Source organism: Streptomyces sp. NRRL B-1347 (genome assembly GCF_000720325.1).
Classification (GTDB): domain Bacteria; phylum Actinomycetota; class Actinomycetes; order Streptomycetales; family Streptomycetaceae; genus Streptomyces.
In genome coordinates, this window is the sequence record NZ_JOJM01000064.1 from 1 (window position 1) to 12,718 (window position 12,718).

Here is a 12,718-nt window from a genome sequence, read left to right on the forward strand (position 1 = left end):
ACCAAGATCAAACCAGGAGCCCTCTCAACGCCGGGACACCGGCAACCGCCAACCTGCAGCCCGGCACACCCACCAGCCCCACAGACCTAACCAGTTACATGACGTTCACCATCGTGGGGCTAGCCGCCGCAGCGGCCACGCTCTACAGCAACCGTCAGCACATGGACGAACCCTCCTGAACGCCTGACGCAGGGCCCGGCCCTGGCCCTCACCACCCAGCGCAACGGCGAACCCCAACAGCTCCCGTCACAGCCGAGCGCGCCCACCACTCTCATCGACGAACCGCCGTCGACAGGCACAGCGCCGGGGCGTGCGGTGGCTCCTGGTCCTCTCTCTGGCCCACGGAGCCGCGCAGCGCTGGCCCGCACCGTACGGAAGAGCAGTACCCGAGCTCCCGGCGGAACTCCCGCGGCACGGGGGCTCAGCGGGAAACGGCCGTGCGGCACGACAACTTGGCCATGTGAGAAGTGACAAGTCGACCGGCCGCGTCCAGGTCCTTTTGGCGCTGAATCACGTTGACTACCGCCGTTCCGGTCTGGAATGTTCATCACAGGATGCGACTTATGAGGCACTTTCGTGAGGGAAGCGCGATGAGATGAGTTCGCGATGGGCACGCGGAGCCACGGTGGCGGTCCTGGCCGCTGCCGTAACGGTTCCCTTAGGCGCACCAACAGCACAAGCCGCACTGGCAGCGGAGCGATCGACGCAGTCCGTGACAGCGCCGGGCGCGGCACCATCAGCACAAGCCATCGACTACGTCGCAATAGCCAAGGCTGCGTACGCCGCCTACCAGCTGTTCGCCGCGGGCGGCCTGTCGTTGGAGGAGGCAACGCAGCGGATTCTGGATGCGATCGGTTCGGCGAAGACGGAGATCCTCGCCCACATCGACCAGGTCGCCGCGGCGGAGGCACGCTCCTGCGCCCGTCACGCGGTCATCGACGTCGCCGACATCAGGCTCTTCACTCCGGATACGCTCCAGTCGTTCGCCCGCGACACCACCGGCTGTGTGACCCTGGCCGACAGTCTTCTCGGCGCCGTCTCCGACAAGGGAGCGGCCGATCAGCTCGGCTTCGCCGTCAATGCGGTGGGGCCGATCGCGCTGCTCGCCCGGGCGCGTGCCGGCTTCGACACCGCCGGGCTGAAGAGCACTCTGCGCAGCGCCAACAACGCGGTCCTGACCAAGCTGGAACCAGTGTGTACGCGGGAAGTCGTCAGTGAGCCGGGCCCGGTCCGGCCCATCGTCGAGGAAATAATCACCTGCACCGCCTACAACGGTGCTTCCGCCTCCGATTCCAGGCAGATCTCGCCGAGACCGCAACCGGCCATCGACGTTGACGCGCTGAAGGCCGCGGCAGCGGCGAACACCAGTTGGCCGGTGGCAAAGGCGGTATTGCCTACGCTCTGAGCGGCTCGGGTGAAGTTCCTTGCTGAGGCTCGGCGTCGGTCTCGTTGCTGGGTCATGGCCTGTTCGACGTTCTCCCCTGCCCTGGCCACAGCCGCGTGTGCCCTCGCTGCGGTGGACTGCTTCGTCTGTGCCGAGATTCGAATGTCCTCCCCGGCCGCCATCGACCTTCTGAGCCCGGCCGAACGCCCGGCTGAGGGCGGCCCCGATGACCGCCTCAGGGAACGCACCGCTGGAAGCGAGGACGGCAGATCCCCGTGGCGCGCATCGGCTTCGGCTTCGGCGGCAACACCGGCCAGGAGGCCGGTGAGGACGCCGTGGTCGGCGGCGGGGCCGAAGCAAGGCCGCTCGGCTTCATCGAGATCAAAGAAGGCAAGACCACGTACAAGCCCATCCGCGATCCCTGGGTGAGCGTCCTCGTACCGCTGACGGGCGGCCTCCTGGCCGGGGCCGCGATCCTGCGCTGCCTGGCGCGTCGCGGGAGGCGCTGAGGCAGGGGCGCGTTCGTGGATCCGGGTGACGTTGGTTGCGTTGTGCAGGCGTCCCTTGGGAGGGGCGCCTGCCCATGGGAGGGACGCCTGCCCAGAAGCCTCCGTGTCGAACTGACCGGCGATCAGCGGCGTGAGTTCCACGCGTTACTGGCTCGTCGCCGCGATCTGACCGCCTCTACCCCCGCCAGCGTGCCGAGTGCATCCGTTTCCTGGACCGCGGCAGGGCCGTGTCCGAGGTCGCCGACCTGCTGAAGCGTCATCCGGCCCCGGTCCGCGCCGCCGTCCACCGCTTCGCGGAGGGCTGGATCGAGGCGCCGTCCGATGCCCCTCGCTCAGGTCGTCCGGCAAAGCTTCTCGGACCGGACGACCGGATCGGACGACCGGACCGCGCCGACCGAGTTGCTCGACGTCTCCGCCGAGGCGGGGATCGCGTGGAGTGCCCCGCCCTGTGCGACTGGCTGCGGGCCGAGCATGGAGTGGAGATCTCTGCGGACTGGCTGGGCGAACTGCTGCACCGCGAGGGTTTCCGCTGGAAACGTACCGGTGACAGCGTGCGGCACAAGGCCGATCCCGTCCTCCAGCAGGCCGCCCGGACCCCGTTGGAGGACTTGCGGCCTTGCGGCAGGCAGGCCGCACCCGCCGGAGTATGCGACTCGCGGCCGCGGCGTCGTCAATCGGATGGCGTGACCGGGGACCGCATGCCGAGCCACTGCTCCGCGCCCCAGGCCTCGAACCGCTCTACCTCGGTGAACCCCAACTTCGCCGCGAGGCGCATCGAGGCGACGTTGGCGGTCTGCGTGGCGAGCACCACCGGCTCGCCGGGAAGGGCGCCGGTGAGCCAGTCGAGTGCGGCCGCGCACGCCTCGGCGGCGTATCCGAATCCCCACGCCCGCGGCAGGAACAGGTAGCCGAGATCAGTCTTCCCTACGGCAGCCGGGCGGTGTTGCTCCGTTGCCCTCCTGAGCAGGATCTGGCCGATCATCGACCCGTCGAGTTCAACGACGAAACTCCCGGGCCACTGCCCGGGCACCTCGGGCATCTCGCGCTCAAGCTCGTCCCGCGAGCGCGGGCCGCCGAGGTAGGTGTGCACCTCGGATGAGGCGAGCAGCTCGATGAACGCCGCACGGTCCCGGGCCTCGGGCTCACGGAGCACGAGCCTCTCGGTCTTGATCGGGGCAGGAGGCCAGGCGACGGGTCCGAGATCAGTCATACCGGCCAGCCAATCAGCAGGCCCGGTAACGATCAAGATTCGCAGACCGACCAGAGCACCGGCCCGGCCCTCGTCCTTGCCGACGGGGCCGGGCCCTACAAGCGACACCTGCCAGGGACGGGATGCCTCTCGTTCTCCTGAACATCGGCTTCGGCAGCGGCGGGCCGCCTCCCGAAGCGCCATGCCCCGGGCAGTCACCCGGGCTACGGAACCGGCGTCCCACCACCCGCTATGACGTCGGCAGAGTCCCCGCCACCGGCCAACCCGCCGATGCCCAGCTCGGCTGGTGGGAACCCGACGGCGCGGTCCGGCTGGTGGTGGCCACCACCGATCCGGCCCACCTGCCCGAGACCTCCACCTGGTACCTGGCCACCAACCTGCCCCGGCCCGGCTCGCCCCGCGAGAAGCACAGCCGACATACGGCCACCGGCCTGACCGAGGTGGTACGGATCTACGGACTGCGGCACTGGGTCGAGCAGAGCTACAAACAGGTCAAGGACGAACTCGGATGGGCCGACTTCCAGGTCCGCTCCGACACCGCTGTCTGCCGCCACCAGACCCTCGTGAACTGCGCGTTCAGCTTCTGGAACACTTGGTTCGCCCCGCTGACACCCATAGCCGCCACTCCTGCACCCGATCCTGACACCGCATCAGAGGTGACATAGAGGGGGGAGGAGCAGAGTCCCAGCAGCCCCAGCCGACCTGCTGGCCCCGAGCCCTCCGGGCCGTCCACGGCTGGCTGACGCCTTGGGCCACGCTGCAACGCTTCTGGCGAGCATGGTCGGTGAAGGCCCCGCCCACCGAACTCCAAGCCCTCCTCAACGCCGTCGTCACCGGCAGACCCCTCGACCTCTACCGCCCCGTCCAACAAACCACCGCCAGTGAGGCTGCGAGAAGACGTCGCACACAGCCGGGACGGGTCTTGCGTGCTGGGCGCGGCCGGACAGAGCGGAACCTGCGATTCTGCCCAGGTCGCTGAACGGCGGGCCGGGTGCCCGCGGCGGCCGTCGTGGCTGAGGGCGAGGTCAACTGGCCTTCGAGGGGCATTGCTCCGCGCCGTTGAACGATACGACCAGGGTCCGCACCGCGATGCGGTACGGACCCTGGTGACCGCTGCTGAGAGGCACGCAGCCGTTGTTCGGAACCGGCGACTGGCGCCGATGGCTTGCTCGCTCAGCGTGCAGGCCGGACGCGGCGAGCGGCGCGTGTGGTCCCGCCCGCCGTGCAGGGTTTTAGAAGTCGTACAGGGTGTACTTGGCGGAGGTGGTGACACCCGTGACCTTGCCGCCGGTACCGGCGTTCAGCATCAGTTCGCTGTCCGCGGTGTTGACGCCCACACGGCCTCGCGACGTGGGACCGTAGCAGGCCGTCCTCGCTCCCGGAGCGAGGTCGGAGTCCTTGCAGTAGCCCCTCTCCCCCTTGGGCAGCACCCAGTTCGAGTTCGTGTTGCCGTGGATCTCGATCCACTTGTCCGAGGTGTTCGAGACGATCAGGACGGGCTGCAGGAAGTCCTCCGCCCCGTGGATGATGCACGTCTGCATGAACACACGCGTCGACTTGGGGTGATCGATCGTCTGGCTGCAGCGGTAGGAATTCGAGTCCTTCGGTGCGACCCACGGCTGCCACAGGCCGTTCTTGGCGGTCGCCACCCCGCTCCCCATCGCAAGTGCCGCCACCGCCGCAGCAGTGACACCTATCCCCTTGGTGATATTGCGCATCATTGATGTGGTTCCTTCCCCCCAGATGCGGATTTTACATAGATCTTATCTGTATGGCGGGATGCCCTTCGCACCGTCCCCCTGGCATCCCCGGTCCGCCCTCGGCCGCGTCGGCCGACTGCGATTGCCTGCCCGCTCGACCACCGCGAACGCCACGGGTCTTGACTACCCCACTGCTGGTGAGCGCGGTGCGGTCCTACCCGGATGGGTAGTCGGGTGGAGCCAGATTCCAGCATGCCGCCGACCACGGCTCGCGACCGCGGCATAGCCGCCCGGGGCGCGGGTGGGCGGCCCGCGCGGCGGGACAAGGAATCAACCTGGGGCCGGCTGAAAGTTCACCCCGCTAGACCTCCGTGCCGGTGCCGATCGCGTACACCACCGTGCCGAACCCGCCCAGCAGCTTCACTGCCGCTTCCTGGTCTGCGCCTGCGCAGGCGAGAGCTGGCGGCAGCTGCTGGAGAACCTAGGCGTATCAGGCGTTGATGTCCGGCACCGCGCCCGCGGCCGCGCAGGCACCCGGAACAGCCCTACAGGCGGGCGTATGCCCGGTCCGGTTCCGGCTCCTTCTCCCCCAGGACGTCCTGGTACGGAATCCAGATCTGCTCCCAAACGACGGCGGCCGCATCTCTGTCCGGCTGCCGCACGGGCCAGTCACCGGACTGCAGCGCCTGCGCGGCATCGCGCAGGGCCCTCTCGAAGGGGGTCGCCATGGTAGTGACCCTAGTGGCAGGGCCTGGCCGGTGGTTGACGCCCCTTCGGCAGCAACGCGGAAGGGTACTGGACGCACGGCCGGGACTACCCCGCACCGGGGCCCCGGGTGGCCAGCGCCGACCGGCCCGCACACGGGCGCGTGGCACGCCTTGTTCCTGGCGCCCGACGCCGGCCTGTGCCAGCGGACCGCCCTGAGGGCCGACGACCTGCTGCGTGAACTGCTGCACCACACCGCCGCCCGCTCTCATCTCTCCGATGAAGCGGTCCCTCGCCTGACCTACTACCGGCTCGAGACGACGGACATGACGTACGTCGCGCTTGCCGAAGCGGCTCCCTCCCTCGGCATCACTGAACCGTTGAAGGTCCGGGACCCGCTCTTCCATCAGCGAGTCCAAGAGCTCACGACGGTCCGCCAGCCTTGAGGCGGCCACGCGTGGGATCCCGACCGTGGGACCGGCACGCCGGCCCAGTTCTGCCGCTGCGGGGCTTGGGCTCGTCGTCGGCAGGTGAGCCGTGAGCCGTGGTCCGGTTTCAGCGGGCGCTGTGCCTTCGGAGGCAGGAGGAGGCGGGCTGCGTTTGGCGGAACGCGGGCGTGGTGGGCGGGTCACCGCGCAGCACGCGCAGGACGCGGGCGAGCAGTGCGGTGTCGGGGGTGTCGTTGGCGCTGGTGTGGGTGGCGGGCTGGTGGATGGTGACGAGGCCGGCTTCGGCGAGGTCGGCGATGAGGATGCGGGCGGCGCCGAGGGGCGTGTTCAGCAGGGCGGCTGCTTCGGCGACGGATCTCACCTCGCGGCACAGGGCGTAGATCCGCGGGTGTACGGGCAACTGCTGGGCTGCCTGCGCGGGATCGGCGGTGGTCTGCACCAGGGCTTCGATGGCGAGTTGGTAGCGCGGCCGCGGGCGGCTGGGGGTGATCAAGGACATGCGTTCCTCCCCCCGAGGACGTGAAGCGTCGGCGGGTGTGGGTGGGGCAGGGGTGGAAATCAGCCGAAGGCGTCGGCGGGCATGGAGGCTGTCTGCAGGGGCAGTCTGGGCAGGGTGTGGGCCGCGTGCGACAGGGGTCAGATGTCGACGGGCTGGCCTTGGAGGGCCACGACGAGGCGGGCGGTGGTGGGCCAGTCCGGCACGGTCTTGCCGTTGAGGGCGTGGGCGATGTCCGTATGAGTGGGGGCGGCGGCTGCGCGCGATGCACTCGGGGCCGGGCAGCGCGGCCGCGATGTGCAGAGGGTGGCCGGGTCCTGTGCGCAGGCTTTGGTGACGGGCCAGGGTCGATACTCGCGTACGGCTCGAAGGTGACGATGTCGATCGCCTTCGCCGTCGGCGGGGGGATCTCGCGCAGTTCCTCGTCCGACACCGCCACCAAGGTGTCCTTGGAGACCTCGTAGCCCCTGCCGATCTCGTCCTGGCCGACCTCGCCGGTCCTCGAGCTCTCAGATCTTCCGCGTGCGGATCCAGCCCATGCCCTCCAGGTGGTACTGGTGGAAGCGGAACAAGTGATCCTCAGTGGCGGCCATGACCTTGATCGGGATCGTCCCGGCCGAATGAGACGGCGCCGGACCAGACGGAACGGGGCATGGCGGACTTCCGTGACAGCCCCGAGACACCCTGCTTGCAGGTTCTCAAAACTCGCGCCGCATGCTCAGAACTGACTACACATCAGGGCCACTTTTGGCGCCTTCCTGAGATCGGCAGGTCAGTGCGTTCACTCTTTTCGGACGATGAGGGCCGGTCCGAGCCTCCCTCATGGCCGCATGCGGGCATCGGGGATATGCAGGGCACGACCCGGCCTGGGGATACGCCCTGGACAGTTCCGCCGTAACAGTCAGCGTTCGCTTCCAAGACGGCAAGTGCGTCGAGGATGTCGGCTGCTCGAGGACCTGCCGTGGGCAGCTGCTCCGTGGCGGACCTTCCGGTGGCGCAAGGGGCAGAGGCACTGCTCCGGCACGTACTGGTCGGCGACGACCCGAAGCCACGTGATCTACGGGTCGCGATTCGAGCTGGCACGTTTACTGTTCGCCGACTTCGACCCCGCGGCGCTCGGCATCACTGCCCAGCCGTTCCTACTGAACGCCAAGGTGGAGGGGCAGGTCCGCACCCACGTGTCCGCACCCACGTGCCGGGCTTCTTGTTGATCGCCGAGAACGGGCCGATCGTGGTCGACGTCAAGCCGAAGCGGCAGATGTCCACCCCCGCCGGTCGATGAGCAGCCGACGGGCGTCGTCTTGCACTGGCACCGACAATGTCCGTAGATCCATCGCTGGCACCTGTACGGCTGGGAGGTGTCGGGCGCCCCCGGTTGGTCGCTCGGGGCTCACCGTCCTGATGCCGCGGGCAACTCCACGGTGATGCGGAGCCCCCCGGCAGGGCGTGGGGTGAGCGCGAGGGTTCCGTCGTGTGCCTCGGTGATGGTCTTGACGATGGCCAGGCCCAGGCCGACGCCTGCCTGGTCGGTGTGGATGCGCTCGGTGCCGCGCTGGAAGGGTTCGGTTAGGGTCGCGACCAGCTGGGGGGTGAGCTGCTCACCGGTGTTCTCGACGGTGAGCACCACCGTCTTGGGGCGGACGCCGGTGTGAACCCAGACGGTGCCCTGTTGCGGCAGGTTGTGGACGATCGCGTTGTGTACGAGGTTCGTGGTGAGCTGCAGCAGGAGTGCGGGTGAACCGGCCGCGGGGGCGATGTCGCCGCTGGTCTCGAGGATGACGCCGTGCTTCTCCGCGAGCGGGTGGAGCGTTTCGGCTGCTTCCTCTGCGACGAGGGACAGGTCGACGTGTTCTCGGGTGAAGGCCCGCTGGTTGGCGCGGCTGAGCAGGAGCAGTGCCTCGGTGAGGTCGATGGCCCGGGTGTTGATGGTGTGGAGGCGGTCGACGAGTTCGCCGGTGTCGTGGTTCGGATCGGCGCGGGCGACGTCGATGAGTGTCTTCGAGATCGCCAGCGGGGTACGCAGCTCGTGCGAGGCGTTGGCGGCGAATCTCTGCTGCTCCGCGACCTGCGCTTCGAGCTGCGCGAGCATCGTGTCGAAGGCGTCGGCGAGTTCGCGGAACTCGTCCTTGCGTCCCGGCAGCCGGATCCGGTGGGACAGTGATCCGGCCGCGGCCGCCCGGGTGGCGTGTGTGATGCGGTCCATGGGCGCGAGCATGCGGCCGGCGAGGAGCCATCCTCCCAGGAGGCCGAAGACCAGGAGGAACACCATGACCGCGGCTGCCGTCGGCGCGAAACCACGCACGAGCTCGGTACCCGGACTCTGTCTCCACGCCCCCTCTTCGTTGGTCCGCAACCATCCCTGGCGCAGCAGGAAGAGTCCTGCGGCGCCGAGCAGCAGGACACCCGCGAGCATGAGGAATCCGGCGTAGCTGAGGGTGAGCTTGAGGCGGACGCTCAGGCCGGACCTCCTAGCCACGGTCACCGCTCCCGCGCCCGGCGCCGGGCGTCGTGTCGATGCGGTAGCCGACGCCCGGCACGGTGGCGATGAGCCAGGGTTCGCCGAGGCGTTTGCGCAGGGCGGAGACCGTGATGCGTACGGCGTTGGTGAACGGGTCGGCGTTCGCGTCCCACGCGCGCTCCAGGAGATCTTCGGCGCTCACGACACCGCCTTCGGCGGCGACGAGGACTTCAAGGACCGCGAACTGTTTGCGGGTGAGCGCGATGTAGCGGTCGTCGCGGTAGACCTCGCGGCGGAACGGATCGAGGCGCAGGCCCGCGATCTCCCGTACCGGCGGCCGGTTGTGGGCGCGCCTGCGATCGAGGGCCCTGAGCCTGAGCGCGAGCTCTCGGAGTTCGAAGGGTTTCGTGAGGTAGTCGTCGGCGCCGAGTTCGAACCCGGACGCCTTGTCGTCGAGCCGGTCGGCGGCGGTGAGCATGAGGACGGGCATGCCGCTGCCGGAGGCGACGATGCGTTTGGCGACCTCGTCGCCGGAAAGGCCGGGAATGTCGCGGTCGAGGACGGCGATGTCGTAGGTGTTGATACTCAGTAGTTCCAGGGCGGTGTCGCCGTCACCGGCGGTGTCGGCCGCGATCGCTTCCAGGCGCAGGCCATCGCGGATGGCTTCTGCCATATAGGGCTCGTCCTCGACGATCAACACACGCATGTCCTGAAGGCTATGAGGCGGCACATATCGTCGGCGTATCGAGATGTGCATACGCCCGGGCAACACTCCGTCGCCTTGACTGGTGGCATGTCCTACAGCGAACCAGTACGAGCAGCAGCCGGGAATCCGGTCGTCAGGCCGATCAGCGCCGCCGAGCACGTGGCGTTCGTGCGGGCCCAGCGGTCGGTCAGCTTTCTGCAGACCCCGGCGTGGGGCCGGGTCAAGACCGAGTGGCGCAGCGAGTCCCTCGGCTGGTTCGACGGCCGTCGCCTGGTCGGTGCCGGGCTCGTCCTGCACCGACCGGTGCCGCGGCTCGACCGCTTCACGCTGGCGTATCTGCCCGAGGGCCCGGTCATCGACTGGAGCGGCGAGATCGATGTGTGGCTCGACCCGCTGGCGGCGTATCTCAAGGAACACGGGGCGTTCGCGATCCGGCTCGGCCCGCCGGTGGTAACGGACACCTGGAGCGCCGCGCGGGTCAAGGAGGGCATCGCCGACCCGGACGTCCGGCGGCTGACCGACCTGCCAGGACAGTGGGGCGACCCGGTCGGCGCCCAGGTGACCGGTCGGCTCAGCGGCGCCGGCTGGCTTCCGCGGAGTCCCGAGGACGGCTTCGGGGTCGGGCATCCGCAGTTCAAGTACGAGATTCCGCTGACGGGCAGGACCGAGGACGACGTACTCAGGGGCATGAACCAGCAGTGGCGCCGCAACATCAAGAAGGCGGCCAAGGCGGGCGTCGAGGTCACGGTCGGCAAGGTGACGCTCGGCGAGGACCTGAAGGCGTTCCACGACCTTTACGTCCACACCGCCGAGCGCGACCGCTTCACGCCCCGGCCGCTGCGCTACTTCGAGACCATGTTCGCGGAGATGCGGGCCGAGGATCCCGAGCGGATCACGCTCTACCTGGCCCGCCACCAGGGTGATGTGGTGGCCGCCGCCGTCCTGATCCGCGTCGGCGTCCACGCGTGGTACTCCTACGGCGCCTCCGCCTCCGAGAAGCGCGAGGTGCGCGGCTCCAACGCCTGCCAGTGGGCGATGATCCGCGATTCCCTCGCGGCCGGCTGCGACGTCTACGACCTGCGCGGCATCACCCCCACCCTCGATGCGGACGACTCGCATGTCGGCCTCGTCCAGTTCAAGGTCGGCACCGGCGGTCAGGCGGTGCGGTACGTCGGCGAGTGGGACCTGCCGCTGCGGCCGATGATCTACCGGGCCTTCGACCTCTACATGAGGCGGCGCGCGCGATGAGCATGAGGATCCGACCGGCACACCGCGACGACGCCTCAGCCGTCAACGTGCTGCTGGACCAGTTGGGCCATCCGCAAGACGGCCGGGCAGCGACGGCGAACCGAATCCAGAGCTGGGCCGAGGATCCGTCCGGCGCGGCCTATGTGGCTGAGGCCGGCGACGACCTCCTCGGGGTCATCGCCGTCCACGTCTGCCCGTTCTTCGAACGCGACGGCTCCTGGGGCCGGATCGTAGCCTTGGTGGTCTCCGGTCGAGCTCGCGGCCGCGGCGTCGGCTCTCGACTCGTCGCGGCCGCGGAATCCTTCGCCGCCACCCTCGGATGCGTCCGCATGGAAGTCACCAGTGGGGATCATCGGCAGGATGCGCATGAGTTCTACCGGCGCCGCGGATACATCGACCAAGCGGGGATGTCGTCCCGGTTCCTGCGAGACCTGCCGACAGGGGGATCCTGACCGCGTCGTCGAGCGTCCGCTCCCGCCCCGCCGAACTACGCGAGCGCGGCGGCGACCTCGTCGAGGCGCGCCCCGCGGGAGGCCTTGACCAGCACCACGTCGCGGTCGGCGAGGCGGACGCGCAGCCAGTCGACGGCCGCGTCGTTGTCGGCCAGTGCCACCGCCCGCTCGCCCGCGCCCTCGGCGATCAGCCGGGCGGCCTCGCCGACCGCGACCACCACGTCGGCCCGGGAGGCGGCGTACTCCCCGACGGCGCGGTGCTCGGCCTCGCTCTCCTCGCCGAGCTCGAGCATCTCGCCGAGGACGGCGATACAGCGGCCGCCCTCGACCGCCGCCAGCGCGTCCAGGGCGGCGCGGGTCGAGTCGGGGTTGGCGTTGTAGGAGTCGTTGAGCAGGGTCGCGCCGCCTGCGAGGGGGCACAGCTCCATGCGCCATTTCGACAGCGAGGTGGTGGCCAGCGCCGCCGCGGCCAGGTCGAGGCGTACGCCGACCGCCAGCCCCGCCGCCGCGGCGGCCGCGGCGTTGAGCGCTTGGTGGGCGCCCAGGAGCGGCAGCGCCACGGGGGCCGAGGCACCGGCGGTACGTAGTGTGAAGGAAGGTCGGCCGAGCCGGTCGAGGTCCAAGTCGAGCGCCCGTACGTCGGCGTGGACCGCCTCGCCGAAGGTCAGCACCGGGCCATCGGTGAGCGCGCGCATCGCGACCACCCGGGGGTCATCGGCGTTGAGGACGGCGGTGCCGCCGGGCGCCAGACCCTGCACCAGCTCGCCCTTGCCCGCCGCGATGGCCGCGCGTGAGCCGAACTCGCCGAGGTGGGCCTGGCCGACATTGAGTACGACGGCGATGTCGGGTGCGACCAGGCCGGTGAGCTCGGCGATGTCGCCGACGCGGCGGGCTCCCATCTCAAGGACCAGGAATCGGGTGGCGGCGTCGGCGCGCAGCATGGTGAGTGGCACGCCGAGCTCGTTGTTGAGCGAGCCGATGGTGGCGATCGTCGGCGCGGTGGGTGAGAGCACCGCCGCCAGCAGGTCCTTGGTGCTGGTCTTGCCCTGCGAACCGGTCAGCCCGACGACGGTCAGCTTGTCGCGCAGCCGGGCTACGACGTGGGCGGCGAGGGACTGCAGCGCGGCCTGCGTGTCCTCGACCACGACGGTGGGGAGCGGCGTTGGCCGCGAGCCGAGTACGGCGACCGCGCCGGCTCTGCCGGCCTGGCGCGCGTAGTCGTGGCCGTCGACGTGCTCGCCGGCGATGGCGACGAAGAGGCCGCCCGGCTCGGCCTGCCGACTGTCGAGCACGGCTGGAGCGGTCACGGTCACGGCGCCGTCACCCTCAACCGTCCCGCCGGCGATTTCGGCGATCTGGCCGAGGCTGAGCGGGATCATGTCGAATCCCTGGACGCCATGT

At 69.5% G+C, this 12,718-nt stretch carries 12 protein-coding genes and 3 pseudogenes; 7 read left to right on the forward strand and 8 right to left on the reverse strand.

What is annotated here, in order from left to right; genetic code table 11:
• The first annotated feature begins 625 nt into the window (after positions 1 to 625).
• From IG74_RS48265 to IG74_RS54795, 3 genes and pseudogenes are all read left to right on the forward strand, one after another.
• A complete protein-coding gene (locus IG74_RS48265) occupies positions 626 to 1,405 on the forward strand; it encodes a hypothetical protein (protein ID WP_158857889.1) in 780 nt (259 codons plus the stop codon).
• Between the two features lie 254 nt (positions 1,406 to 1,659).
• Positions 1,660 to 1,893 (forward strand): hypothetical protein, encoded by a 234-nt coding sequence (locus tag IG74_RS0135970; protein ID WP_051856139.1) that lies wholly within the window; start codon positions 1,660 to 1,662, stop codon positions 1,891 to 1,893.
• A gap of 200 nt (positions 1,894 to 2,093) precedes the next feature.
• Positions 2,094 to 2,468: pseudogene (locus IG74_RS54795) on the forward strand (winged helix-turn-helix domain-containing protein); the annotation flags it as partial.
• A 95-nt stretch (positions 2,469 to 2,563) separates the two neighbouring features.
• Here IG74_RS54795 and IG74_RS0135980 read toward each other — a convergent pair.
• Entirely contained in the window at positions 2,564 to 3,103 is a 540-nt protein-coding gene (locus IG74_RS0135980) for a GNAT family N-acetyltransferase (protein WP_030685922.1), read from the reverse strand.
• A gap of 266 nt (positions 3,104 to 3,369) precedes the next feature.
• On the opposite strand from IG74_RS0135980, the pseudogene IG74_RS54800 reads away from it, so the two are divergent.
• Positions 3,370 to 3,988 (forward strand): annotated as a pseudogene (locus IG74_RS54800) (IS701 family transposase); the annotation flags it as partial.
• 347 nt (positions 3,989 to 4,335) lie between these two features.
• Here IG74_RS54800 and IG74_RS0135990 read toward each other — a convergent pair.
• Entirely contained in the window at positions 4,336 to 4,824 is a 489-nt protein-coding gene (locus IG74_RS0135990) for a hypothetical protein (RefSeq protein WP_158857891.1), read from the reverse strand.
• Positions 4,825 to 5,348: 524 nt separating this feature from the next.
• Positions 5,349 to 5,531 (reverse strand): hypothetical protein, encoded by a 183-nt coding sequence (locus tag IG74_RS0135995; RefSeq protein WP_030685927.1) that lies wholly within the window; start codon positions 5,529 to 5,531, stop codon positions 5,349 to 5,351.
• A gap of 150 nt (positions 5,532 to 5,681) precedes the next feature.
• Here IG74_RS0135995 and IG74_RS0136000 point away from each other — a divergent pair, with 150 nt between their 5' ends.
• The gene (locus tag IG74_RS0136000; protein ID WP_030685929.1) at positions 5,682 to 5,954 is read left to right on the forward strand and encodes a hypothetical protein; all 273 of its coding nucleotides are present in this window, start codon (positions 5,682 to 5,684) and stop codon (positions 5,952 to 5,954) included.
• 109 nt (positions 5,955 to 6,063) lie between these two features.
• Here IG74_RS0136000 and IG74_RS0136005 read toward each other — a convergent pair whose 3' ends face one another.
• The 4 genes and pseudogenes from IG74_RS0136005 to IG74_RS0136035 form a co-directional block, all read right to left on the reverse strand.
• A complete protein-coding gene (locus IG74_RS0136005) occupies positions 6,064 to 6,456 on the reverse strand; it encodes a DUF742 domain-containing protein (RefSeq protein WP_063761321.1) in 393 nt (130 codons plus the stop codon).
• A gap of 400 nt (positions 6,457 to 6,856) precedes the next feature.
• Positions 6,857 to 7,147, reverse strand: a pseudogene (locus IG74_RS53705) (hypothetical protein); the annotation flags it as partial.
• A 696-nt stretch (positions 7,148 to 7,843) separates the two neighbouring features.
• Positions 7,844 to 8,929: a sensor histidine kinase gene (locus tag IG74_RS0136030; RefSeq protein WP_030685935.1), complete on the reverse strand. Its 1,086-nt coding sequence runs from the start codon at positions 8,927 to 8,929 to the stop codon at positions 7,844 to 7,846.
• Entirely contained in the window at positions 8,922 to 9,617 is a 696-nt protein-coding gene (locus IG74_RS0136035; protein WP_030685937.1) for a response regulator transcription factor, read from the reverse strand. The genes IG74_RS0136030 and IG74_RS0136035 overlap by 8 nt, the downstream gene beginning before the upstream one ends.
• A gap of 87 nt (positions 9,618 to 9,704) precedes the next feature.
• Here IG74_RS0136035 and IG74_RS0136040 point away from each other — a divergent pair, with 87 nt between their 5' ends.
• Both IG74_RS0136040 and IG74_RS0136045 read left to right on the forward strand, forming a co-directional pair.
• The gene (locus IG74_RS0136040; protein WP_030685940.1) at positions 9,705 to 10,865 is read left to right on the forward strand and encodes a lipid II:glycine glycyltransferase FemX; all 1,161 of its coding nucleotides are present in this window, start codon (positions 9,705 to 9,707) and stop codon (positions 10,863 to 10,865) included.
• Positions 10,862 to 11,317, forward strand: a complete 456-nt coding sequence (locus tag IG74_RS0136045; protein WP_199818938.1) for a GNAT family N-acetyltransferase — start codon at positions 10,862 to 10,864, stop codon at positions 11,315 to 11,317. The genes IG74_RS0136040 and IG74_RS0136045 overlap by 4 nt, the downstream gene beginning before the upstream one ends.
• 35 nt (positions 11,318 to 11,352) lie before the next feature.
• On the opposite strand, the gene IG74_RS0136050 is transcribed toward IG74_RS0136045, so the two are convergent.
• Positions 11,353 to 12,696, reverse strand: coding sequence for a UDP-N-acetylmuramoyl-tripeptide--D-alanyl-D-alanine ligase (locus IG74_RS0136050; protein ID WP_030685945.1), 1,344 nt, complete (start codon positions 12,694 to 12,696; stop codon positions 11,353 to 11,355).
• Between the last annotated feature and the right edge of the window lie 22 nt (positions 12,697 to 12,718).

What these genes read in the sequence shown, in the direction of transcription:
- IG74_RS0136035 (WP_030685937.1), bottom strand. Translation starts at nt 9,617, where the DNA reads ATGCGTGTGTTGATCGTCGAGGACGAGCCCTATATGGCAGAAGCCATC.
- IG74_RS0136045 (WP_199818938.1), top strand. Translation starts at nt 10,862, where the DNA reads ATGAGCATGAGGATCCGACCGGCACACCGCGACGACGCCTCAGCCGTC.
- IG74_RS0136005 (WP_063761321.1), bottom strand. Translation starts at nt 6,456, where the DNA reads ATGTCCTTGATCACCCCCAGCCGCCCGCGGCCGCGCTACCAACTCGCC.
- IG74_RS0135980 (WP_030685922.1), bottom strand. Translation starts at nt 3,103, where the DNA reads ATGACTGATCTCGGACCCGTCGCCTGGCCTCCTGCCCCGATCAAGACC.
- IG74_RS0135995 (WP_030685927.1), bottom strand. Translation starts at nt 5,531, where the DNA reads ATGGCGACCCCCTTCGAGAGGGCCCTGCGCGATGCCGCGCAGGCGCTG.
- IG74_RS0135990 (WP_158857891.1), bottom strand. Translation starts at nt 4,824, where the DNA reads ATGATGCGCAATATCACCAAGGGGATAGGTGTCACTGCTGCGGCGGTG.
- IG74_RS0136040 (WP_030685940.1), top strand. Translation starts at nt 9,705, where the DNA reads ATGTCCTACAGCGAACCAGTACGAGCAGCAGCCGGGAATCCGGTCGTC.
- IG74_RS0136050 (WP_030685945.1), bottom strand. Translation starts at nt 12,696, where the DNA reads ATGATCCCGCTCAGCCTCGGCCAGATCGCCGAAATCGCCGGCGGGACG.